Origin of the sequence: Streptomyces sp. NPDC003720 (genome assembly GCF_042875075.1) — a bacterium.
GTDB lineage: Bacteria > Actinomycetota > Actinomycetes > Streptomycetales > Streptomycetaceae > Streptomyces.
Genome location: NZ_JBIANZ010000004.1, coordinates 198,052 through 220,479, shown reverse-complemented (window position 1 = coordinate 220,479; position 22,428 = coordinate 198,052). Strand labels below are relative to the sequence as shown.

General features: G+C 72.0%; 23 protein-coding genes, 1 tRNA gene and 1 pseudogene. 12 read left to right on the top strand and 13 right to left on the bottom strand.

All coding sequences use genetic code 11. From position 1 onward, the window contains the following. Positions 1 to 153: 153 nt before the first annotated feature. The 7 genes from acpS to ACFYU0_RS12835 form a co-directional block, all read right to left on the bottom strand. A complete protein-coding gene (acpS, locus tag ACFYU0_RS12865) occupies positions 154 to 573 on the bottom strand; it encodes a holo-ACP synthase (RefSeq protein WP_389300297.1) in 420 nt (139 codons plus the stop codon). Next, positions 570 to 1,154 (bottom strand): GNAT family N-acetyltransferase, encoded by a 585-nt coding sequence (locus ACFYU0_RS12860; protein ID WP_351661891.1) that lies wholly within the window; start codon positions 1,152 to 1,154, stop codon positions 570 to 572. Before ACFYU0_RS12860 ends, acpS begins: the two co-directional genes overlap by 4 nt. Then, positions 1,151 to 1,957 (bottom strand): hypothetical protein, encoded by an 807-nt coding sequence (locus ACFYU0_RS12855; RefSeq protein ID WP_389300293.1) that lies wholly within the window; start codon positions 1,955 to 1,957, stop codon positions 1,151 to 1,153. The genes ACFYU0_RS12860 and ACFYU0_RS12855 overlap by 4 nt, the downstream gene beginning before the upstream one ends. Further along, complete coding sequence (locus ACFYU0_RS12850) at positions 1,954 to 3,204, bottom strand: acyl-CoA dehydrogenase family protein (RefSeq protein ID WP_389300290.1); 1,251 nt, start codon at positions 3,202 to 3,204, stop codon at positions 1,954 to 1,956. Before ACFYU0_RS12850 ends, ACFYU0_RS12855 begins: the two co-directional genes overlap by 4 nt. Continuing rightward, positions 3,201 to 4,163 (bottom strand): 3-oxoacyl-[acyl-carrier-protein] synthase III C-terminal domain-containing protein, encoded by a 963-nt coding sequence (locus ACFYU0_RS12845; protein WP_389300288.1) that lies wholly within the window; start codon positions 4,161 to 4,163, stop codon positions 3,201 to 3,203. Before ACFYU0_RS12845 ends, ACFYU0_RS12850 begins: the two co-directional genes overlap by 4 nt. Before the next feature lie 31 nt (positions 4,164 to 4,194). Further along, entirely contained in the window at positions 4,195 to 4,455 is a 261-nt protein-coding gene (locus tag ACFYU0_RS12840; protein WP_389300285.1) for an acyl carrier protein, read from the bottom strand. Positions 4,456 to 4,705: 250 nt separating this feature from the next. Continuing rightward, a complete protein-coding gene (locus ACFYU0_RS12835; RefSeq protein WP_389300282.1) occupies positions 4,706 to 6,304 on the bottom strand; it encodes a condensation domain-containing protein in 1,599 nt (532 codons plus the stop codon). Between the two features lie 284 nt (positions 6,305 to 6,588). Between ACFYU0_RS12835 and ACFYU0_RS12830 the strand changes: the two genes are divergently transcribed. From ACFYU0_RS12830 to ACFYU0_RS12805, 6 genes are all read left to right on the top strand, one after another. Continuing rightward, positions 6,589 to 6,714, top strand: a complete 126-nt coding sequence (locus ACFYU0_RS12830) for a hypothetical protein (protein ID WP_351661873.1) — start codon at positions 6,589 to 6,591, stop codon at positions 6,712 to 6,714. Between the two features lie 91 nt (positions 6,715 to 6,805). After that, positions 6,806 to 7,399, top strand: a complete 594-nt coding sequence (locus tag ACFYU0_RS12825) for an acyl-CoA dehydrogenase family protein (protein ID WP_389300278.1) — start codon at positions 6,806 to 6,808, stop codon at positions 7,397 to 7,399. Further along, entirely contained in the window at positions 7,396 to 8,514 is a 1,119-nt protein-coding gene (locus tag ACFYU0_RS12820) for an acyl-CoA dehydrogenase family protein (RefSeq protein ID WP_389300275.1), read from the top strand. The genes ACFYU0_RS12825 and ACFYU0_RS12820 overlap by 4 nt, the downstream gene beginning before the upstream one ends. Before the next feature lie 33 nt (positions 8,515 to 8,547). After that, entirely contained in the window at positions 8,548 to 9,063 is a 516-nt protein-coding gene (locus ACFYU0_RS12815; RefSeq protein WP_351661864.1) for a hypothetical protein, read from the top strand. Beyond that, the gene (locus ACFYU0_RS12810) at positions 9,060 to 9,515 is read left to right on the top strand and encodes a GNAT family protein (RefSeq protein WP_351661861.1); all 456 of its coding nucleotides are present in this window, start codon (positions 9,060 to 9,062) and stop codon (positions 9,513 to 9,515) included. Before ACFYU0_RS12815 ends, ACFYU0_RS12810 begins: the two co-directional genes overlap by 4 nt. Continuing rightward, complete coding sequence (locus ACFYU0_RS12805; RefSeq protein ID WP_351661858.1) at positions 9,508 to 9,942, top strand: hypothetical protein; 435 nt, start codon at positions 9,508 to 9,510, stop codon at positions 9,940 to 9,942. Before ACFYU0_RS12810 ends, ACFYU0_RS12805 begins: the two co-directional genes overlap by 8 nt. A gap of 44 nt (positions 9,943 to 9,986) precedes the next feature. Here ACFYU0_RS12805 and ACFYU0_RS12800 read toward each other — a convergent pair whose 3' ends face one another. Next, positions 9,987 to 10,694, bottom strand: a complete 708-nt coding sequence (locus ACFYU0_RS12800) for a 4'-phosphopantetheinyl transferase family protein (protein WP_389300272.1) — start codon at positions 10,692 to 10,694, stop codon at positions 9,987 to 9,989. 194 nt (positions 10,695 to 10,888) lie between these two features. Further along, positions 10,889 to 10,972: transfer RNA gene (locus ACFYU0_RS12795), tRNA-Leu, on the bottom strand. A 404-nt stretch (positions 10,973 to 11,376) separates the two neighbouring features. On the opposite strand from ACFYU0_RS12795, the gene ACFYU0_RS12790 reads away from it, so the two are divergent. From ACFYU0_RS12790 to pknB, 6 genes are all read left to right on the top strand, one after another. Next, positions 11,377 to 12,237 (top strand): DUF3662 and FHA domain-containing protein, encoded by an 861-nt coding sequence (locus ACFYU0_RS12790; protein ID WP_351661854.1) that lies wholly within the window; start codon positions 11,377 to 11,379, stop codon positions 12,235 to 12,237. A 10-nt stretch (positions 12,238 to 12,247) separates the two neighbouring features. Then, the gene (locus ACFYU0_RS12785; RefSeq protein WP_061922349.1) at positions 12,248 to 12,763 is read left to right on the top strand and encodes an FHA domain-containing protein; all 516 of its coding nucleotides are present in this window, start codon (positions 12,248 to 12,250) and stop codon (positions 12,761 to 12,763) included. Between the two features lie 92 nt (positions 12,764 to 12,855). Then, entirely contained in the window at positions 12,856 to 14,442 is a 1,587-nt protein-coding gene (locus ACFYU0_RS12780; RefSeq protein WP_389300269.1) for a Stp1/IreP family PP2C-type Ser/Thr phosphatase, read from the top strand. Between the two features lie 27 nt (positions 14,443 to 14,469). After that, on the top strand, positions 14,470 to 15,921 hold the full coding sequence (locus ACFYU0_RS12775) for an FtsW/RodA/SpoVE family cell cycle protein (RefSeq protein WP_351661847.1): 1,452 nt from the start codon (positions 14,470 to 14,472) through the stop codon (positions 15,919 to 15,921). After that, positions 15,918 to 17,396, top strand: coding sequence for a penicillin-binding transpeptidase domain-containing protein (locus ACFYU0_RS12770; RefSeq protein WP_389300267.1), 1,479 nt, complete (start codon positions 15,918 to 15,920; stop codon positions 17,394 to 17,396). The genes ACFYU0_RS12775 and ACFYU0_RS12770 overlap by 4 nt, the downstream gene beginning before the upstream one ends. A gap of 173 nt (positions 17,397 to 17,569) precedes the next feature. Continuing rightward, positions 17,570 to 19,558 carry a Stk1 family PASTA domain-containing Ser/Thr kinase gene (gene pknB, locus ACFYU0_RS12765; protein ID WP_389300264.1) on the top strand — a complete coding sequence of 663 codons (1,989 nt, stop codon included), beginning with the start codon at positions 17,570 to 17,572 and terminating at the stop codon, positions 19,556 to 19,558. 111 nt (positions 19,559 to 19,669) lie between these two features. On the opposite strand, the gene ACFYU0_RS12760 is transcribed toward pknB, so the two are convergent. From ACFYU0_RS12760 to ACFYU0_RS12745, 4 genes and pseudogenes are all read right to left on the bottom strand, one after another. Next, positions 19,670 to 20,422 (bottom strand): class E sortase, encoded by a 753-nt coding sequence (locus ACFYU0_RS12760; RefSeq protein ID WP_351661840.1) that lies wholly within the window; start codon positions 20,420 to 20,422, stop codon positions 19,670 to 19,672. A gap of 13 nt (positions 20,423 to 20,435) precedes the next feature. Then, entirely contained in the window at positions 20,436 to 21,491 is a 1,056-nt protein-coding gene (locus ACFYU0_RS12755) for a class E sortase (protein ID WP_351661837.1), read from the bottom strand. After that, on the bottom strand, positions 21,488 to 22,126 hold the full coding sequence (locus tag ACFYU0_RS12750) for an aminodeoxychorismate/anthranilate synthase component II (protein WP_351661834.1): 639 nt from the start codon (positions 22,124 to 22,126) through the stop codon (positions 21,488 to 21,490). Before ACFYU0_RS12750 ends, ACFYU0_RS12755 begins: the two co-directional genes overlap by 4 nt. Continuing rightward, positions 22,123 to 22,312, bottom strand: a pseudogene (locus tag ACFYU0_RS12745) (hypothetical protein). The gene ACFYU0_RS12750 and the pseudogene ACFYU0_RS12745 overlap by 4 nt, the downstream one beginning before the upstream one ends. Positions 22,313 to 22,428 lie beyond the last annotated feature (116 nt).

Genomic DNA, 22,428 nt, shown 5'->3' with positions numbered 1-22,428 from the left:
GCGACAGCCGTCTTCCACAGTACTTCTCAGCCATGACGGGGCGCATTAATACCTGGCAAAGAGTCAGGCATTGGTGCAGGTCAAGGGTTATCCCCCGGCGTAACGAATCCGATTTACCCGAACTGCCCCACCGTTCCGGGCGGGATCCGGACACTATGCCGCCGCCTCCTCCCCGCCGCCCGCGCACGCCGGCGAACCGACCGCGGGGACGGTCACGGCGACACAGACCACCAGGTCGCCGTGGTGCGATACCGACATCTCGATCCGGTGGATCCTCCTCGCGTCGGCCAGGCGCCGGGCCCGGCCACGCAGCGTCACCTGCGGCGCCCCCCAGCGGTCGCCGGTGATCTCGATGTCCCGCCACCCGAGCCCCTGCCCGAGCCCCCGCCCGAGCACCTTCGCCGTGGCCTCCTTGGCGCAGAACCGCCCGGCGAGCCGCTCGGCGCGGCGCGGCCCGGAAAGCCCGTCCGCCTCGCGGAGCTCGGCCTCCGTGAAGACGAGCGTGCGATAACGCGCGTGCTCCGCGATTCGCTTGAATCGCGAAATACTCAGCAGATCGATGCCGATCTTCACGCCGCGCCCCCGCTCGCGGTGCGAATACGGGCGGCGATCGCCCGGCGCCGTTCCTCGTGCTCGGCCATCGACCGCTCGTATTCCTCGGCGTCCTGCGCCCAATAACAGGAATCGCGCCATTCGCCCGCCGTGAACGAATCGTAAGCACATCGCACCTGGGACTGCGCCGTCAGGTCCTCGGCGGACACGAGCATCGTGTTGTGCACCAGCACCTGGTTGATCACCGCCCGCATGTTCAGCTCCTCGCGGATGTAGCGGTGCATGGCGCCGACGGCCGCGGCGCCGTAGCCGCCGCGGAAGCGGGGCAGCACGCCGAAGGAGAGCTCGCAGGTGCGGGCCCGCCAGTCGATGGAGGTGATCCAGGCGAAGCCCAGGGTGCGCCCGTCGGGATGGCACATCGCGAACATGCGCTTGACGCCGTGCTCGTGCTCGATCGTGCGCCGCTGGTTCTCCACGAGCGCCTCGTCGCTGGAGACCACGGCGAAGTCCGTGAGGTTGGCCTGGAAGCGCTGCTCGCGCAGCAGGGCGCTGCGCGCGGGGATGTCGGCCTCTTCGAAGTGCCGGATCCTGGGTGTGATCATGACTCTTCCCTGGGAGTGGCGGCCGTACGGCTCAGCAGGACCCAGGCGTGGTGCTCGTCCGCACCGCACCTGACGAGGACCCGCTCGCCCGACCGCAGTTCGTCGCGGTGGAGTGCGTGATGGAGGTCCGGCCAGCCGCCGCAGGCGCCCGGACCGGTGAAGACGCGGTCCGCCCCGGGGTCCGGGCGGCCGCCCTCGCCCCAGCCGAGCACGCGGAGCGGGCCGTCACCGCCGCCGAAGCGCAGGGCCACGGCGGTCAGCCGCCCGGGCACGGCGCCGGCGAGGGCGAACAGCGGCTCGTCGACCACGACGGCCGTGACGCCGACCGCGGGGTCGGCCCACCAGGAGAGCAGGTCCAGCACGGCGGCGCCGCCCAGGTCGCCCAGGTGCGTGATGCCCATGTCCTCCGTGACCGGCCAGTCCCGCTCGTGGACGAGCCGGGGCAGGGCCGCGCTGAGGGTGTCGCGGTCGGCCGCGGACTGAACCAGCACGAAGGGCTGCGGCCCGGGCGGGGGCCCCAGCCTGCGCAGCGCGGTCTCGGCCAGGTCCGCGCCGTCCTCGCGCGCGGCCAGCATGCGCAGCTCCCGCAGCGGGGCGCCGCTGTGCTCCGCCACGGACGACAGGTACGAGGCGAGCAGCCCGCCGGCCTCCGGGTCGGCCTCCGTCCAGCCGCCGAACAGGCCGCCCTCGGCCGGGTCGCCGCCGGCCGACCGCGCCTGCCCGGCGTCGCAGTAGCGGGGGGACTCCTCCACCGCGACCGCCAGGGCGTCGACGCTGAGCACGGGAGGGGCGGCGGCGCTCACGCGTCACCTCCGGCCGGCCGGTGCCCCGTACTGCGCACATGGCCGTCGGCGATGTGAAGTCGCTGCATGTTGCCGGTGCCCTCCATGAACTCGAAGCCGTAGGCGTCCCGGGACCACTTCTCCAGCAGCGGGTCGGCCGGCAGACCGCCGGGGCCGAGCACGGCGGCCGCCCAGTGGGCGACCGCCACGGGCAGTCCGCTGCCGGTGAGCTTGGCCATCGCCGGCATCGCCCGCGCGTCGGGGTCGCGGTCGACCTCGGCGGCCGCCCGGTAGGCCAGCTCCCGCGCCGCCTCCGCCCTGGCGCGCAGCACCTCCCCGCCCGGGGCGCCCGGGGCCAGCTCGCCGACGCGGTCGAGCATGGCCAGCGCGGTGCCGACGGCCATGGCGCCGACCTGGATCCGTACGTTGTTGAAGGTCTGCAGCGCACCCCACAGGCCGCGCCGCGAGACCGGCAGGTGCTGCCCCAGCAACTGGTCCTCGGACACGGGGTGCCCGTCGAAGGCGATCTCGCTCAGCCAGGCGCCCCGCAGCCCGAGGGTGTCGAGCCGCCGCCCCTGCCAGCCCCCGGCCGGGCGCTCCACCAGCACGGCCCGGATGGTCAGCGGCGAGCGCCCGGTGCGGGCGAAGACGACCCCGATCCCGGCACGGGCGGCGTTGCCGATGTACCGCTTGCGGCCGGACAGGGCGAAGCCGCCGGGCGTCCGTTCCAGCCGGCTCTCCAGCGAGGTGGCGTCACTGCCGTGCGCGGGCTCGGTCATCGCGAAGAAGGTGCGGGTACGGCCGTCCGCGACCCGGGCGTGGAAGAGGTCCCGCTGCGCCGGGCTGCCGAGGGCGTCCACGACGATCCCGGCCAGCGCGGGGCCGGGGGCGCCCAGCAGGGCGCCCGCGTCACCGCGCGCCAGTTCCAGGGTGGCGACCACCCGCTCCAGGCAGGTGCCCCGGTAGTCGCCGAGGACCTCCGGCGGCTCCGGCGCCGTCCGGCGCTCCGCCGGCAGCGCCGCCGCCCGGATCAGCGCCACCGCGGCCGAACCGGCGGGCAGCGCGGCGCCGTCCGGGTCGGCGTCGATGGCGAGCGCGTGCGCGCGCAGTTCGCCGGCCACCTCGGCGACCCGTTCCCGCAGCGCCACCAGCCGGGGATCGCCGTCGACCACACCGCCGCGGGTCTCCGGCCGGGCCGTCGCCCCGCCCCCGCCCGCGGCCGCCGCCCGCCCCGCACGCTCCCGCAGAGCCGTATCCGCCGCCTTCACTCCGCCTCCTCCGTCACCTCTACGACGGCCGCCTGGAAGTACGCCCCCATGCCCTGCGCGGCCAGCACGCACCGCGTGCCGGGCGCCAGCCGTCCCGTGCGGTCGGCGTGGTCCAGGGCCATCAGGGCGTCCACCCCGAAGGTGTGCCCCTGCTCGGGCAGCAGATCGAGGTGGACCCGGTCCATGGGGATGCCCAGCGCGCCGCTCACCGCCCGCCACACGAACGCGTTGGACATGTGCGGCATGATCCAGTCGACGTCGTCCCGGCCGAGACCGGCCCGCCGAAGGGCCTCGTCGATCACTCGCGCCATGCCCTCGACACACGCGGTGCCGAACTCACGGCTCTCCTCGGTGCTCATCCGCAGGTTCCGGTGGAACCGGGCGTCCCGCACCGCTGCGCCGCCGAGATAGCGGTACCGTCCGCGGTGCCGGCCGCCCTCGCGCCCCATGACGAACGCCGCCGCTGCGTCCCCGCACACGACGAACCCCGGGATGATCCGGGACATGTCGCCCATGCTGCCCTGGTCCCCGCCGAGCACCAGCACCGTGTCGTCGGCCCCGGCGCCCGGCCGCCTCAGGAACCGGTCCGCGAGGTCGGCCGCGCGCAGCACCGAGGCGCAGTTGATCCGGGAGATCCCGTACACCGGGGTCGCGGGACGCGCCAGCCGGTCGCGGACGAGGGAGACGAACTCGTCATGGTGCCCGAAGGGCTGCACCAGCAGCGTGTGCCCGTAGAGCACCAGGTCCGCCCGGCGGCCCGCGAGCGCCTCGCGGCCGGCGTCCAGCAGCGCCTCGAGCAGGCTCTCGCCCTCGGCGAGCGAGGGACTGGTGCGCAGCCCGAAGATCCGGGTGAACAGCCGCCGTTCGGCGCGCGGACGGTCGTACCGGGCGAGGATCTCGTCGACCGAGTCCCGCTGGTCCGGCACCCGTGCCGCCACCCGGGACAGCGTGATCGTCATGTCCGGCTCCCCGCTCGCGGTGCGCCGCCGGTCACGCCGCCGCTTTCCGCAGCTGGTTCGTCACATAGTCGGACAGACTCCCGAAGGACCGGAACACGTCGGCGTCCAGCTCGTCCGGGTCGATCTCCAGGCCGACCGTGTCCTCCAGGCTCATCAGGAGCTCCAGGACGCTCGTCGAATCCAGGGCGAGCTCCTCGAACAGCCGGGTCTCCGGCGTCAGTTCGCCGACCTCGCGGCCGAGCACCGCCTCCAGCGAGATCCTGATGTGCTCGGCGACCTTCTGCTGCTCCATGGCACGTCCTCCGCGTGGCTGGGCTGACTGGTGGAATACAGGTGCTGCGTGCGCACGGGATCCGTCAATGGCACGGGAAAAGGCACGGACGGATTTCCCTGCCCGGGACCGGCGAATTACGGCGCGCACTCACGGCCGCGCGCTTTTCCAGTCCACGGCAGCGGAGAAAAACCTGCACCGGCTAGGCTAGTGCGCCCGCCGGCCAATTCCCCGTGCCCGCCGGTGGCAGTTATTTCCTGGCCAGTCGATGTCACAACGCCGTCAGCCGCCCGGCCAGCGCCCTCAGCGGCTGCACGCCGCCGAGTTCGCGCACGCCGAGTCCCTGCCAGCCGGCCGCCCGCAGCGCCTCCAGTACGCCGGGGGCCCGCAGCAGCCGGCCGCCGGCGGCGACATAGCTGTCCGCCGGGTCGATCCCGGCCAGCCCGTTGACCCGTACGACGGCCGCGACCAGCGCCGCCTCGGCGTCCGGCGCGCAGGCGACGGCCGGGCCGGCGGCGTGCGCCGGGGCGCCGTCCGGCGCGGCGGGGAAGCCGAGGTCCCGCGCGACCTCCCCGAGCCGCCGGTCCGTGCCCTCCTCGGCGTGGGCCACGATCAGCTCCTCGTAACCGCGCAGGAACCGCTCCGCCTCCCCGGCCGGCAGCACCGCCTCGGCCGCCCGCAGGGCGACGGTGACGCCGTCGGACCACTCGTGGATGCGGAAGTAGGCGTCGGATCCGGACCGCGCCCAGGCGGCGGGCTCCGGGTTCCGGGTGAACCGGGTGCGCCGGGTGCCGCAGGAACGGGGGGCGTAGTTCAGGAAGTTGAGCTCGGTCTCGACCCGGACCTCCGCGCCGCGCCGGAAACCCTCCGCCGCGAGCAGCTCCAGGACCTCGTCGTAGGCCGCCTGGGGCAGGTTCTTCGCCCGCTCCACGGCGCCGGCGGCGCTCCGCACGGCCTCCGAGAACGCCGGATCGTCCCCGGACAGGTCGAGGGACACCAGCAGCGGGGCGAACATGCAGGTCAGCACGTCCATGGTGGCGGCGCTGTCCCGGTGGCTGGTGAACAGCCAGCAGGGCACCCGGCGGCTGCCGGTCCAGGCGGCGGTGGTCATCGCGAAGGCCGCCATGTGCACGGCCGACGGCCACACCCGGTACCGTGCGGCGACCGCCCGGGAGGCGGGCAGCAGCCGGGGCGAGGTGAGCGCCGCGCTGCTCGAGGCGGGTCGCCCGGCCGGGCGGCGGCGGGCGGCGAAGGCATCCCGCGGCAGGGCGGCGATCTCCTCGCGCCAGGGCGCCAGCCGCGCCCGGTCCGCCTCCGTCGCGTCCGGCTCGGGGGCGGCGAGGTCGGCCGGCTGCCGCACCACCGGGGGCAGCGCCGCCGGGCGGCCCGCGACGGCGCCGGCGAGCAGCGCGTCCAGCTCCCGCAGGAAGGTGTCGACGCTCCAGTCGTCGAACGCGATGTGGTTCAGGACCAGCACCAGCCGCCGGGGCACCCCGCCCGCCGTGACCAGGCAGGCCCGCACCGGCCAGTCGGCGGCCAGGTCGAACCCGGCCCGGGTGCACTCGGCGACCGCCTCGGCCGGGCCGGGAGTGCCGTCGTCCTCGACGGTGACCTCCCGGAGCGGCAGTGCGGCCGGCGGGTGGACCCGCTGCTCCGGCCGGCCCTCGGCGTCGCACGGGAACGTGGTGCGCAGCGCCTCGTGCCGGCGCACCAGGTAGTTCAGGGCCGTCCTGACGCGGACGGGCGCGATCCCCTCCGGCAGCGGCGGGTCGAGCACGATGTGCGTATCGTGCCGGGCCGTGGGCGGCAGCTGGTGGTGATGCAGCCAGAAGTACCGCTGTCCGAGGCCCAGACGCGCCTGTTTCACCATGGGCGTTCGATCCTCCGTGATCGCTGTGGGAACGACTTTCGATGATGGGCGAAGCCGGTGCCGCCCCAATACCGCGGTCCGCTGTCACCAAAAGGACGGCCAAAAGCTGTCAGCGAGCACAAGGCGATGCCGCCCGGGAATTCCTTGACAGCATCGGCGGGCATTCGTCAGCCTTCATTGCACCAGCCGCCGCAGCAACTTCCGGCAAGCGGGCGTTAATTCACCCTCATAACCCTGAAATGCAGGCGGGGGCATTTTTGATAACTCTCACGGAGGTGAATCCCATGACCAAGGCTGCTACCAAGGCCGCTGTCAAGGCTGCGACGAAGGCCGCCACCAAGGCCGCCACCAAGGCCGCCACGAAGGCTGCCACCAAGGCCGCCGTCAAGGCCGCCGTCAAGGCCGCGTGATCCCGGTGGCATGGCGCCGCCCCCCGGGGCGGCGCCATGCCACTGCCGCATTCCCAGCACCGAGCACATCGCAGGGGTCCCGGAGGATCCAATGACGGACATGATCGCCGAATGCGAGCGGGCCGCCCACACCGACGGACTCGCCGCCGGACTGGCCGTGGCACTCGACGGACTCGGCCCGGCCGCGGCGCCGGGGCCCGTCGCCGCCGTACCGGCGGCCTGGACGGGACCCGACGACGAAGTGGTACGGCACCCGGTCGCCGGACACGAGGGCATCGCCTTCGTCCGTCCCGCCGACCGCGACCCGGCCCCCGAGCGCACGCTGGTCGCCCTCGGCGCCCGCCTCGCCGCAGCCCGCCTGGGCGCCACCCGGCGGCTCACCGAGCACGCCGTGGAGCACCTGTCCGGCCGGACGGCCGGCGGCGAACCCACCATCCGCAAGCAGCTGGTGCTCGGCACCGTCGCCGACCTGCTGACCGCGCTGGAGGCACTCGGCGTCCAACTGCGCGTCACCGAGAGCAGCGTGGCGACCCTCGCCGACGTGCACGACAGCATCACCGGCCTCGACTGGGAGGCGGCCAAGCTGCTCGGCGCCAGCGGCTTCCTCACCGACAGCCCCGGCCGCAGCGCGCACGTCTCCCAACTCACCGCCAACTGCTGGGTCGTGAGGGAAGGCACGCGATGACCGATCTCGACCCGGCCCTGCGCGCGATGCGCGACTGCTTCGCGGACGCCGTCCCCGACCTGCGCTCGCGCGCCCTGTCCGTGGACGCCGACCCCACCGCCGTCGACGGCCACCTGGACGCGCCGGGCCTCGACATCGTCCGCAGCGCCACCACGCCCAAGCGCCACCGCGGCCGGCTCGCGGCCACCCCGCTGGACGCCTACGACACGGAGACCTGCCTGGCCCGGGTGGTCGGCACCGTCGAACTCGCCCGCGGCGACGCCGCGATGCTCACCGCGGCCCCCGGCCCCTCCCTGGCCGGCACGGTCGTCGACGCCCTCGGCAGCGAGGCCCAGCAGGACCACTTCTACGAGACCATCGGCGACGGCCGCACCTGGACCTTCTTCGGCATGACCGAACCCGGCCTGGGCAGCGACGCGACCCGGCTGAGCACCCGTCTGGAACGCGACCCCGACGGCGGATACCGGCTGCACGGCACCAAGCGGTACATCAGCAACGGCACCCGCGGCAGCGTCGGCGCCGTCTTCGCCCGCACCGGCCCCTCACCGCTGTCCATCCGCGCGGTCCTCGTCCACTGCCCCGCCGACGGCTTCACCAGCCGCGCGCTCGACATGACCGGCCTGCGCGGCGCCCGCATCAGCGAACTGAGCTTCGACGGCGTGCGCGTGGCCGAGGACATGGTCCTCGGCAGCCACCTGCGGCTGTCCCAGCGCGGCCTGTGGGGCGTCATGCGCACCTTCAACTACATGCGCGTCCACATCGCCGCACTGGCCCTGGGCACCGCCATGGCGCTCACCGAGTACGTGCGGGAGCACCGGCCCGCCCTGACCGCGGCCGAGGTGATGACGGCCCGGCTGCTCGCCGCGCGCCAGGTGGTCTACGAGGCCGCGGCCTCGGTCGACCACGACCCCGACGACCAGCGCCCGCCCTCCATGGCCAAACTGCACGCCACCCGCCTCGCCGTGACCACCGCCCACTGGGCCGCCACGGCCCTGGGCCCGGCGTCGCTGCTGGACCACCCGCTCCTGGAGAAGTGGAGCCGCGATGTGTACGCCTTCGAGTTCATGGACGGCACGAGCAACATCCAGCGACTCCAGATCGCCCGCGACCTGTGACGCGGCAGCGGCCGCACGGCTGAGGAAGGACCCATGACCACACCCGCGGACACCGGCCCGCCCCACTGGTCCGCCCGCCCGTACGACCCGGAACGGGCGGCGGACCGCGAGACGGCCCTGGCTTTCTTCACCGAGCCGGACTTCCACTTCCGCACCGCCCAGCCCGACACCCGGGCCGAGTGGGAGCTCCTCGGACTCCTCGACGACGGCACCCGCATCCTGCTGGCCGACTCCGTCCCGGTCGGCCTCTACGCCGTGGAGGACATGGGCAGTGAGCACGGATCACATGTCCAGCTCGACCTGCGGCTGCACGCCCGCGCGCCCGGCCACTGGTGGCCGGCGGCCTATCGGGCCGTACTGGACGGGCTGCGCTGGCGCCGCGAACTGGTGCGGGTGACCGTCCGTGTGGGGGAGCACGACGCCCGCGGCCTCGCCGCCGCCCGGGCCGCCGGCCTCACCGAGGAGGGCACGCTCGCCCACGTCACCCTGCACGACGGCAAGCCGTGCGGCACCGTCTTCTTCTCACAGATCTGGGCACCCGCGTCATGAGGCTGAGAGGCTACCGAGAGGCCGACCGCACCCTGCTGACCGGAGACTGGCTGCCCGGCGAGATGCTGGGGCTGCCGGTCGCCGGCCGGCCGCCGCTGGCCGAGCCGTCCATGGTGGCGGCCCCCGCCGACGACACCAGCGAGGTGTGCGTCGTACCCGGCGCAGGCTACGTCCGCTTCGCGGAGATCGACTGGATCCACCGGCGCGCCCGCCTGGAGACCGGCCTGCACACCGTTCCGGAGGATCCGGCCCGGCTCCTGGCGGCCGCGGTCGACCACGGGTTCCGGGTGCTCGGCCTGCACCGCCTCCACGGCCTCGTCACCCCCGCCGCGCACCCGCCGGACGCCGCCCTGGCAGCGGCCGGATTCCGGCACGAGGCCACGATCCCGCAGGCCCTGTGGCTCGCGGGCCGTCCCGTCGAACGTCAGGTGTGGGGAGTCGTCGATGCCTGAGCTGGAACTGCTGACCCCGTCCGCCGCCGCGGCCGCGCTGACCGCGGCCGGGGACGACGGGCGCGGGTTCCTGGGACTCGACCCGGTCACCCAGAACGAGCCGCTGCTCGCCCGGGAGCTGGCCGGCGGGGCCGCCGCCTTCCGCTACGCGGACACCGTCCTCGGCTGCCGGGTCAATCCCGACCAGCCGCGGCAGGCCGAGGTCGCCGCGACCACCGCCGACCCGGACGCCCTCGGCGCCCTGCTCGACTTCCTGCACACCTACCAGCGGTGCACCTCGTTCGTGGCTCTCGTCCCGGAGTCCCTCGACACCTCCGGCTACCGCGCCCACGGCTTCACCGAAACCGGTCTGCTGCGCTCCCACCGCTTCGCCGCCGGCGCCTACCGAGACGTCCGGGTGCTCCACGCGGCACGGGACGCGTACTGACCACGGTCGCCGACGACGACGCCGGGCGGCCGCCGCCCGGCACGTCACCAGGCCAGGTCCGCCACCCGCGCGAGCCGGTCGACGGCGACCTCGGGCGGCGGCCCCGTGGTGGCGAGCGCCGACACGTACCCCTCGTCCAGCGACAGCCCGGTCAGCCGGATCGCCTCGTCGGGCCAGTGGTCCAGCGGGGCGGTGAGCCGCACGACGGGGCCGTCCACGCCCAGCGCGGTGAAAGGCACCGCCAGCAGTCCGTGCCCGGTGAGCTTCACCACGGCCTCCTTGCACGCCCAGAGGCGGAACAGCTCCCGGCGCAGCGCCTGCCCGGACAGCCCGGCCAGCGCCGTGCGCTCGCTCTCGGTGGCCAGCAGCGGGATCATCCGCTCCGGCTCCACGTGCCGGCTGCCCGCCTCCACGTCCAGGCCCACCCGGGTGTCCGTGGAAGCGGCGATCGCCACGAGGTCCCCGGAGTGCGAGACGGAGTAGTCGAGTTCCGGCGCCGCGGCGAACCGGGGCTTGCCGTGGCCGGGGTGCGCGCAGTGGGCGCAGGCCCGGGTGATGTCCACCTCGGCGGCGGGCGCCCCCGAATACCGGCTGCACAGCGTCCGCTGGAGGGCGCGCGAGAGCACGAACGTCCGCCGTACCGACGCCACGTCCAGTTCCCCGGCCCGGTCCAGCTCGGCCTCCGACAACAGCCGCGCCGCCTCCGCCTCGTCGGCGGTCCTCGCGTCGACGACCCACACCCGAACGGCCATGCCCCGCCCCCTGAGAGCTTCCTCACACACCATGAGCCGGGAAGGACCGTACGGCCGCCCACGGCATCCGATGACGGACGCCCCTGCGCCGGCCACCGGCGAAGCCTCCCGGGCAACGCGGAACGGGCGGCATCGTCATCACGATGCCGCCCGTTCCAGCGGTACTACCGGAGCGGTCCGAGGACGCTCCTCTGTGCGCGAGGGGGGAGTTGAACCCCCACGCCCTTGCGGGCACTGGAACCTGAATCCAGCGCGTCTGCCTATTCCGCCACCCGCGCATTGGGTGTGTCCTCCGGCTCCGTTCCTTGCGGCCCGGCGCCTTCCGACATCCAGAACATTAGCACGTCGTACGGGTGGGATTCACATCCCTTACCTGCCGCCCGACCGGGTAGGGAGAGCCCAGGCGACGGCCGCGTATCGAGGAGAGCCTGTTCACGTATCAACCTCGTACCGGTCCCGGTCATCTCTCCATGAGGAGGCCCGGGTCCACAGCCGGGTGCGGGACACTGGTCCTTGCCCGCCTCTACGATCCTGTCTGCAGGAGTTCGAAGGGGAGCCGCTCGGGGAACCGGCTGAATGCAGGACGCGTAGATACGATCAGTGAGCAGTACGGGCGGCACGGCGGCCCGCAGCAGGCACAGAGCAGGGCAAGGCACGACGGCAGCGACGGAGGAGGTGCCCCATGGGAGTCCTGAAGAAGTTCGAGCAGCGTCTCGAAGGTCTGGTCAACGGCACCTTCGCCAAGGTCTTCAAGTCCGAGGTCCAGCCCGTGGAGATCGCCGGCGCGCTCCAGCGGGAGTGCGACAACAACGCGACCATCTGGAACCGGGACCGCACGGTCGTCCCCAACGACTTCATCGTGGAGCTGAGCGCGCCCGACCACGAGCGCCTCAGCCCCTACTCCGGGCAGCTCGGCGACGAACTGGCCGGGATGGTGCGCGACTACGCCAAGCAGCAGCGCTACACCTTCATGGGCCCGATCAAGGTCAACCTGGAGAAGGCCGACGACCTGGACACCGGCCTGTACCGGGTGCGCAGCCGCACCCTGGCCTCCTCCAGCAGCCAGCAGGCGCCCCCCGCGCCGCCCGCCGGCCGCCCCGGACCCGGCCCCGCCCAGGGCGGCGGATACGGCTACCCGCCCGCCGCTCCCGCCGCAGCGCCCCCCATGCCGTCCGCACCGCCGCCCGGCACCCGCCCCGGCGGCTACGGATACCCGCAGCCCGCCACCCAGCGGCCCGCGGCCGCGCCCATGGCCGGCGGACGCACCCGCTACTGGATCGAGATCAACGGCACCCGCCATCAGATCTCCCGCCCGACCCTGGTGCTGGGCCGCAGCACCGAGGCCGACGTGCGGATCGACGACCCCGGCGTCTCCCGCCGGCACTGTGAGATCCGGACCGGAACGCCCTCGACGATCCAGGATCTCGGCTCCACCAACGGCATCGTGGTGGACGGGCAGCACACCACCCGCGCTACGCTCCGCGACGGCTCGCGGATCGTCGTGGGCAGCACCACCATCATTTACCGGCAAGCCGAAGGGTGAAGCGGGGGCAATGTCAGAGCTGACCCTCACGGTCATGCGGCTGGGTTTCCTGGCCGTACTGTGGCTGTTCGTGATCGTGGCCGTGCAGGTCATCCGTAGTGACCTGTTCGGCACACGCGTCACCCAGCGCGGAGCGCGCAGGGAGGCGGCACGGCCGCAGCAGGCCGCCCGGCAGCAGTCCGCGCCCCCGCAGCAGCGCGGCCAGCAGGGCGGCGGCCGCCGCGGCCGCAACGCCCCCACCAAGCTGGTCGTGTCCGAGGGCACCCTCACCGGCACCACGGTCGCGCTGCAGGGCCAGACCATCACCCTGGGCCGGGCGCACGACTCCACGATCGTGCTGGACGACGACTACGCCTCCAGCCGCCATGCCAGGATCTACCCGGACCGCGACGGCCAGTGGATCGTCGAGGATCTCGGCTCCACCAACGGCACCTACCTGGACCGGTCCCGGCTGACGACTCCCACGCCGATCCCGCTGGGCGCGCCGATCCGCATCGGCAAAACCGTCATCGAGCTGCGGAAGTAGTGCTACGTCATGAGTGAGCGCGAGCGGAGCGAGCACGCAGCGGCAGGCCGCACCCCGGTCTGCGGCGCGCTCCCGACCGGAGGGTGGGCAGTGTGGCTCGACACGACCGGCTGTACCCGGAGCCGACGGGCGAGGTGCGCATGAGTCTGTCACTGCGCTTCGCCGCCGGATCGCACAAGGGCATGATCCGGGAGGGCAACGAGGACTCCGGTTACGCCGGTCCCCGCCTGCTCGCGATCGCCGACGGCATGGGCGGCCAGGCGGCCGGCGAGGTCGCCTCCTCCGAGGTCATCTCCACCCTGGTCACGCTCGACGACGACGTCCCCGGCTCCGACATCCTCACCTCTCTCGGCCACGCCGTGCAGCGCGCCAACGACCAGCTGCGCTCCATGGTCGAGGAGGACCCGCAGCTCGAGGGCATGGGCACCACGCTCACCGCCCTGCTGTGGACCGGGCAGCGGCTCGGCCTGGTGCACGTCGGCGACTCGCGCGCGTACCTGCTGCGCGACGGCGTGCTGTCCCAGATCACCCAGGACCACACCTGGGTGCAGCGGCTCGTCGACGAAGGCCGCATCACCGAGGAAGAGGCCACCACCCACCCGCAGCGCTCCCTGCTGATGCGCGCCCTCGGCAGCGGCGACCACGTCGAGCCCGACCTGTCCATCCGCGAGGTCCGGGCCGGCGACCGCTACCTGATCTGCTCCGACGGTCTGTCCGGCGTCGTCTCCCACCAGACGATGGAGGAGACCCTCGCCAGCTACCAGGGCCCGCAGGAGACCGTGCAGGAGCTGATCCAGCTCGCGCTGCGCGGCGGCGGCCCGGACAACATCACCGTGATCATCGCCGACGTGCTCGACCTGGACACCGGCGACACCCTCGCCGGGCAGCTGTCCGACACCCCGGTCGTGGTCGGCGCCGTCGCGGAGAACCAGCACCACCTGCACGACAACGGCATCATGCAGACCCCGGCCGGCCGCGCCTCCCACCTGGGCCGCCAGGGCCACCCCGGGGGCGGCGGCGAGTTCGGCCCGCCCGGCTCCGGCGACACCACCGGCTACGTCCCCACCGACGGATACGGGGACTACGGCGACGAGGACTTCACCAAGCCGCGCAAGAACCGCAGGTGGCTGAAGAGATCGTTCTACAGCGTCCTCGCCCTCGCCGTGATCGGCGGCGGCCTGTACGGCGGCTACCGCTGGACGCAGACCCAGTACTACGTCGGCACCAACGGCGAGCACGTCGCCCTGTACCGCGGCATCAGCCAGGACCTGGCCTGGGTGTCGCTGTCCAAGGTCGAGAAGGACCACCCCGAGATCGAACTCAAGTACCTGCCGCCCTACCAGCAGAAGCAGGTCAAGAACACGATCACGGCGGGTGGCCTGGACCAGGCCCGGGCCAAGATCGACGCCCTGTCCGTGCAGGCCTCCGCGTGCCGCAAGCAGGCGGAGCGCGCGGCCGCCGAGACGGAGAAGAACGCCAAGACCGGCGAGGGCGAGGCCGGAGGCACCACGGGAACCACCCCGGCCTCCTTCACGTCCAAGGCATCACCCACGCCGAATCCGTCGGCGTCGTCGAAGTCCCCGTCGTCCCCCTCGAAGTCCCCGACCGCCAAGCCCAGTCCCGGCCCGAGCCTCTCCGAGAATGAGCAGAAGGTCGTCGATCAGTGCGGCAAGCAGTAAGCACGCCGTGAGAGGCCCTGTCACACGATGAGCAGCACTTCGAACACACCGACGCACCACACGTCCACGATCGGCGCCATCGGCGCACCGAGCCGCCGCAACACCGAACTGGCCCTGCTGGTCTTCGCGGTGGTCATCCCGGTGTTCGCCTACGCCAACGTGGGCCTGGCCATCGACGGTTCGGTCCCGGCCGGCCTGCTCGGCTACGGCCTGGGCCTCGGCCTGCTGGCCGGCATCGCCCACCTCGTGGTGCGCAAGTTCGCCGCCTACGCCGACCCGCTGCTGCTGCCCCTGGCGACGCTGCTGAACGGGCTGGGGCTGGTGGTCATCTGGCGGCTGGACCAGTCGAAGCTGCTGCAGAGCATCGGCGTCGCCGGTGGCAAGGCGACCAACCAGCTCATCTACACCGCGCTGGGCATCGGGCTGTTCGTCGCCGTGCTGATCTTCCTCAAGGACCACCGCACGCTGCAGCGCTACACGTACATCTCCATGGCGGCGGCGCTGGTGCTGCTGCTGCTCCCGCTGGTACCGGGCCTGGGCGCCGACCTCACCTACGGCGCCAAGATCTGGATCAAGGTCGGCAGCTTCACCATCCAGCCCGGCGAGTTCGCCAAGATCGTCCTGGCCGTGTTCTTCGCCGGCTACCTGATGGTCAAGCGTGACGCGCTGGCCCTGGCCAGCCGCCGCGTCATGGGCATGTACCTGCCTCGCGGCCGCGACCTCGGCCCGATCCTCGTCGTCTGGGCGATCTCGATCCTCATCCTCGTCTTCGAGACCGACCTCGGCACCTCGCTGCTGTTCTTCGGCATGTTCGTGATCATGCTGTACGTCGCCACCGAGCGGACCAGCTGGATCGTCTTCGGCCTGCTGATGTCCGCTCTCGGCGCCGTCGGTGTGGCCAGCTTCGAACCGCACATCCAGACCCGTGTGCAGGCGTGGCTCAACCCCATGCACGAGTACCTGGCCAGCCGCTCCGGCGTCCACGACGGCAAGGTCCACTCCGAGCAGCTCCAGCAGGCCCTGTGGGCCTTCGGCTCCGGCGGCACCCTGGGCACCGGATGGGGCCAGGGCCACTCCGAGCTGATCCGCTTCGCCGCCAACTCCGACTTCGTCCTCGCCACCTTCGGCGAGGAGCTGGGCCTGGCCGGCGTCATGGCCATCCTCCTCGTCTACGGCCTGATCGTGGAGCGCGGCGTGCGCACCGCGCTCGCCGCCCGCGACCCGTTCGGCAAGCTGCTCGCCATCGGCCTGTCCGGCGCCTTCGCGCTCCAGGTGTTCGTCGTGGCCGGCGGTGTCATGGGCCTCATCCCGCTGACCGGTATGACGATGCCGTTCCTCGCCTACGGCGGTTCCTCCGTGATCGCCAACTGGGCCCTGATCGGCATCCTCATCCGGATCAGCGACACCGCGCGCCGCCCGGCACCCGCACCCGCCGCCAACCCCGACGCCGAGATGACCCAGGTGGTCCGCCCGTCATGAACAAGCCCCTGCGCCGGATCGCGATCTTCTGCGGCCTGCTCGTCCTGGCCCTGCTGATCCGCGACAACTGGCTCCAGTACGTCAAGGCCGACCAGCTGCGCACCGACACGGCCAACCGCCGGGTCGCCATCGAGCGGTACGCCAATCCGCGGGGCGACATCGTCGTCGACGGCGACCCCATAACCGGGTCGGTCGAGTCCAAGAGCGGCGACTTCAAGTACAAGCGCACCTACAAGGACGGGCCCATGTGGGCCCCCGTCACCGGATACTCCTCGCAGGCGTTCGGCGCCACCCAGCTGGAGAGCATCGAGGACGGCATCCTCACCGGCAACGACGACCGGCTCTTCTTCCGCAAGACGCTCGACATGATCACCGGCAAGGACCAGCAGGGCGGCAACGTCGTCACCACGCTCAACGCCGCCGCGCAGAAGGCCGCGTACGGCGGCCTGAAGTCCCAGGGCGGCAAGGGCGCCGTGGTGGCCCTCGAGCCCTCCACCGGCAAGATCCTCGCCCTGGCGTCCTACCCCTCGTACGACCCGTCGAGCTTCGCGGGCAACACGGACAAGGACTCCAAGGCCTGGAACAAGATCCTCAAGAAGAACGACCCGTCCGACCCGGCGCTCAACCGGGCGCTGCGCGAGACCTACCCGCCGGGCTCCACCTTCAAGGTGGTCACCGCGGCGGCCGCGCTGGAGAACGGCCTGTACAAGTCGGCCGACGAGAAGACCGACTCCCCGCTGCCCTACATCATGAAGGGCACCACCACCGAGCTGAAGAACGAGGGCAACATCCCCTGCAAGGACGCCAACATGCGCGAGGCGCTGCGGGTGTCCTGCAACACCGTCTTCGGCAAGATCGGCGCCGACCTCGGCAACGACAAGATGCTGGAGGAGGCGAAGAAGTTCGGCTTCGACGCCGAGCAGTTCACCCCGGTCCGCTCCAGCGCCTCGGTGTTCTCCGACGACATGAACCCGTCGCAGACCGCGCTGTCCTCCATCGGCCAGTACAACACCGCCGCCACCCCGCTGCAGATGGCCATGGTCGCCTCGGCCGTCGCCAACGACGGCAAGCTGATGAAGCCGTACATGGTCGACCAGCTGCAGTCCTCCAACCTCGACCCGGTCGCCAAGACCGACCCCGAGGAGCTGAGCCGGCCGCTGTCCCCGGAGAACGCGCAGATCCTGCAGTCCATGATGGAGACGGTCGTCAAGAGCGGCACGGGCCAGAGGGCGCAGATCGGCGGCGGGGTGACCGTCGGCGGCAAGACCGGCACCGCCCAGCACGGCGTGGCGAACAGCGCGAACCCGTACGCGTGGTTCATCTCGTACGCCAAGCTCAGCGACAACAGCTCGCCGGTCGCCGTGGCCGTGGTGGTCGAGGACGAGAACGCCAACCGTGACGACATCTCCGGCGGCGGCCTGGCCGCGCCGATCGCGAAGAGCGTCATGGAGGCGGTCATCGACTCCAAGAAGTGAACCCGCTCACGTCCCCTTCACATCGTTGCACGTTGCGATACCGGTCCTGTATCGGGTTCCGGGCTTGGCCAGGGCACACGGAGCGAGCCGGGTACGGTAGGCCCGGACGGCAGCCTCCGGCCGCACACGACATGTGCGCGGCCGAGACCGACGGAGAGGGCTGGTAGGTAGCTATGGAAGAGCCGCGTCGCCTCGGCGGCCGGTACGAGCTGGGCCAGGTGCTCGGTCGTGGTGGCATGGCGGAGGTCTACCTCGCGCATGACACCCGTCTCGGCCGCACCGTGGCGGTGAAGACGCTGCGCGCGGACCTCGCGCGCGACCCGTCCTTCCAGGCCCGGTTCCGCCGGGAGGCCCAGTCGGCCGCCTCGCTCAACCATCCCGCGATCGTCGCGGTCTACGACACGGGCGAGGACTACATCGACGGGGTCTCGATCCCGTACATCGTCATGGAGTACGTCGACGGCTCCACGCTCCGTGAGCTCCTCCACTCCGGCCGCAAGCTGCTGCCGGAGCGGACGCTGGAGATGACCATCGGCATCCTCCAGGCCCTGGAGTACTCGCACCGGGCCGGCATCGTCCACCGCGACATCAAGCCGGCCAACGTCATGCTGACCCGCAACGGCCAGGTCAAGGTCATGGACTTCGGCATCGCCCGTGCCATGGGCGACTCCGGCATGACCATGACCCAGACCGCGGCCGTCATCGGCACGGCCCAGTACCTCTCCCCGGAGCAGGCCAAGGGCGAGCAGGTCGACGCCCGCTCGGACCTCTATTCGACGGGCTGCCTCCTCTACGAGCTGCTGACGGTCCGCCCGCCCTTCGTCGGCGACTCACCGGTGGCCGTGGCCTACCAGCACGTCCGCGAGGAGCCGCAGGCCCCCTCGGTCTTCGACCCCGAGATCACGCCCGAGATGGACGCCATCGTCCTGAAGGCCCTGGTCAAGGACCCGAACTACCGCTACCAGTCGGCCGACGAGATGCGCGCCGACATCGAGGCCTGCCTCGACGGCCAGCCGGTCGCCGCCACGGCCGCGATGGGCGCCGTGGGCGCGGCGGGCTACGGCGGCTACCCCGACGACCGGCCGACGACCGCGCTGCGCTCGGACGCGGGCGGCGGGGCGACCACCATGCTCCCGCCGATGAGCCCCGACGACGGCGGCTACGGCTACGACGAGCGCCCGGACCGCCGCCGCCAGCAGAAGAAGAACAACTCCTCGACGATCCTCCTCGTGGTCGCGGGCATCCTGGTGCTGATCGGCGCGATCCTGATCGGCCAGTACGTGTTCAGCTCGCACGACGGCGAGGGCGACACGTTCGGCGCCCCGAACTTCGTCGGCAACAGCTACGGCACGGCCCAGAAGATGGCCGAGAACCGCGGCCTGAAGCTGGCGCCCCCCACCCGCAAGCCCTGCGCAAACCAGCCGAAGGGCAACGTCTGCGAGCAGAACCCGACGGAGGGCTCGGACGTCAAGAAGGGCGACACCATCAAGCTGGTGGTGTCCACCGGCGCGCCCAAGGTCACCGTCCCCGACGTGCTCGGCATCCAGTACGACCAGGCCGAGGCCCAGCTGCGGAAGAAGGGCTTCGAGGTCGAGAAGAAGACCGAGGTGTCCAGCCAGACGCCCAACGTGGTCACCAAGCAGGACCCGGACGGCGGCACCAGCCGGCAGAAGGGCTCCACCATCGTCCTCACGGTCGCGAAGGCCGAGGAGAAGGTCGCGGTCCCGGACGTCACCGGGAAGACCTGTGACGAGGCCAGGGCCGAGCTGCAGTCCAAGGGCCTGGCCCCGAACGCGACCTGCAACGACACCCCCACCGACAACCCGGACGACGACGGCAAGGTCCTCTCGACCAACCCGCAGGCGGGCAGCGAGGTCGCCAAGAACACCCCGGTGACGATCAACGTCGGCAAGGTGCAGAACCAGCAGGTCCAGGTTCCGCAGGTGCAGAACCGGAGCCTCAAGGACGCCCGGAAGATGCTCGAGGACCTCGGGCTCCAGGTGGCCGTCCAGGGCGGCTCGCAGGACGACAACGCCCGGGTCCTCACGTCCAACCCGACGCCGGGCAGCCCCGTGAACAAGGGCGACACGGTGACCCTGTTCACCGTGGCCCAGAACGGCAACAACGGCGGCCCGAACATCTTCGGCGGCGTCGGAGGCTAGCCGGCACACAGTCGACGGACCGGTCCGCAGCGGTTCACGCAGGCGCCCGGCTGGGAACTCCCGGCCGGGCGCCGCGCGTTGCCGGCGAGTGCGCCGGTCGGGGTGAGCGCCTCAGCGCAGCTCCGCCGGCGGCGTCCGCCCGCTGTCGACCTTGTCCACGCGGACCAGTTCGCCCCACACCACGTACCGGTAGCGCGAGGTGTACACGGGCGTGCAGGTCGTCAGGGTGATGTAGCGGCCCGGCTTCTTCCTGCCGGACTCCTCGGGGACCTGGGAGAGGACCTTGACGTTGTACTTCGAGGTCTCCGGGAGGATCGAGTAGACCTTGTAGACGTACCAGTCGTCCTTCGTCTCGAAGACGATCGGGTCGCCTTCCTTCAGCTTGTCGATGTTGTGGAACTTCGCGCCGTGGCCGTCCCGGTGAGCGGCGAGGGTGAAGTTGCCCTTCTTCCCGGTGGTGGGCAGCACGGCCTTGAAGGGGTCCGTGTAGTAGCCGGCCACGCCGTCGTCGAGGACGTCCTCGTCGGTGCCCTTCTCCACCAGCACCGCGCCGTTGCGCATCGCGGGTACGTGCAGGAAGCCGATGCCGTCCTTGGTGTCCAGGGCGCCGGGACCGGTGTCGGCGGACCGGGCCCAGTGGTCGCGGACCCGGTCGGCCTGCCGGTCCGCCCTGCGGTCCGCTATGACGTTCGTCCACCACAGGGAGTAGACGACGAACAGTCCCATCACCAGGCCCGCGGTGATGAGCAGTTCCCCGAAGAAGCTGACCGCCAGCGCGACCCGGCCGGGGCCGCGGCGGCCCGGGTCGGGCGTCGCGCCGGACGCGTCCGTGTGGTCTTCGGTGTCGTCGGCGGTGGCTGCCACAGTGTTGTTGCCCCTACTCGATGAGCGCGTCCGGCTTGCCCTTGCTGCGCGGGCGTTCCTCGACCATCTTGCCCCAGACGATCAGCCGGTACTTGCTGGTGAACTCCGGCGTACAGGTGGTCAGGGTGATGTAGCGGCCCGGCCCGGTGAAGCCCGAGCCCTTGGGCACCGGGTTCAGGACGCTGGTGTTGGACGGCGGTGTCACCGGCAGCGTCGAGGTCACCTTGTACACGAAGTACTCGTCCTGCGTCTCGACCACGACCGGGTCACCCGGCGTCAGCCGGTTGATGTACCGGAACGGCTCACCGTGGGTGTTGCGGTGCGCCGCCAGGCCGAAGTTGCCCGTCTTGGCGTCCGGCATCGCCGTCTTCAGCGGGGCCTCGCCGTAGTGCCCGACCATCCCCTTGTCGAGCACCTTCTTGTTGCTGACGCCCTCGGCGATCGGCGCGACCACGTCCAGCTTGGGGATGTGGAGTATCGCGAAGCCCTGGCCCGGCTCGAACACCCCCGGGGCCCGCTTGCCGCTCGCCCAGTCGTCCTGCAGCTGGTGCGTCTCGCTGCCCGCCTGCGCGTGCGCGCGGACGTTCGTCCACCAGAGCTGGTAGGTGACGAACAGCAGCATCAGCACGCCGGTGGTGATGAACACCTCGCCGATCGCCCGGCTCGCGATGACACCCGGACTCGCCTTGCGCAGCCGCGCCTGCCGCCGGGCCTCGACCCGGGACAGCGGCCGCCCGGTCTCCGGCTCCGGGGCCGCGGCTTCCCGGTGCGCTCCGCCGTGGCGCCCGCCGCGCCGCTTGGCGGCCTTCCTGCGGGCCGCGCGGCCACCCGGCGGGGTTCCGGGAACGGAGGAGGCGGAAGAGGCTCCAGAGGCGCGTGCGGCCCCGCTCCCGGGCCCCTGCACCGGGTCGGGGAGCCGCAGCGCCATCGTCTCGTCGTCCAGGGCGGCCCGGTACGGCTCCCCCGGCGCCGGCCCCGCGGCCTGCCAGTCCCCAAGCGCACCGGAAGCCCCGTACGACTGATCCCCGTACGAGGCATCGGTCTCGCGCTCCGGGCGCAGCGCGGTCACGCCGTGGCCCTGCCCACCACCGGGGCGAGCCCCGCCGACCTCGCCACCGCGCCCTCGTCGCCGCACTCCACCAGCCAGTTGGCCAGCATCCGGTGTCCGTGCTCGGTCAGCACCGACTCGGGATGGAACTGCACGCCCTCCACCGGGAGTTCACGGTGCCGCAGCCCCATGACGATGCCGTCGTGGGTACGGGCGGTGACCTCCAGCTCGTCCGGGACGGTCGAGGGCTCCGCGGCCAGCGAGTGGTAGCGGGTCGCCGTGAACGGCGAGGGCAGCCCGGCGAAGACGCCCCGGCCGCCGTGCTCCACCAGCGAGGTCTTGCCGTGCAGCAGCTCGGGCGCCCGGTCCACCACACCGCCGTACGCGACCTGCATCGACTGCATGCCGAGGCACACCCCGAAGACGGGGACGCCGGTCGCCGCGCAGTGCCGGACCATCTCCACGCACACGCCCGCCTGCTCCGGCGTGCCCGGTCCCGGCGACAGCAGCACGCCGTCGAAGCCGTCCTGGGCGTGCGCGGTCGACACCTCGTCGTTGCGCAGCACCTCGCACTCGGCGCCCAGCTGGTACAGGTACTGGACCAGGTTGAAGACGAAGCTGTCGTAGTTGTCGACGACGAGAATCCGCGCGCTCACTGGTTGTCCACCGTCACATCGTTGAAGGGCAGCAGCGGTTCGGCCCAGGGGAAGACGTACTGGAACAGGACGTAGACCACGGCCAGGACCAGGACGAGCGAGACCGTCGCCTTCACCCACACGTTCCCCGGCAGATGCCGCCAGATCCAGCCGTACATGCCGTCCCTTCCCGTCTCGCCACGGCACCGGTAACCCACGCCGTACGGCACCAGACTAACGGCGTGCAGCCCTTGGTCGGCCTGACTCGGCGGGCTGCGTGGTCAGCGCGGGGGACCCGTCCGGACGTGTGTACCCGGACGTAC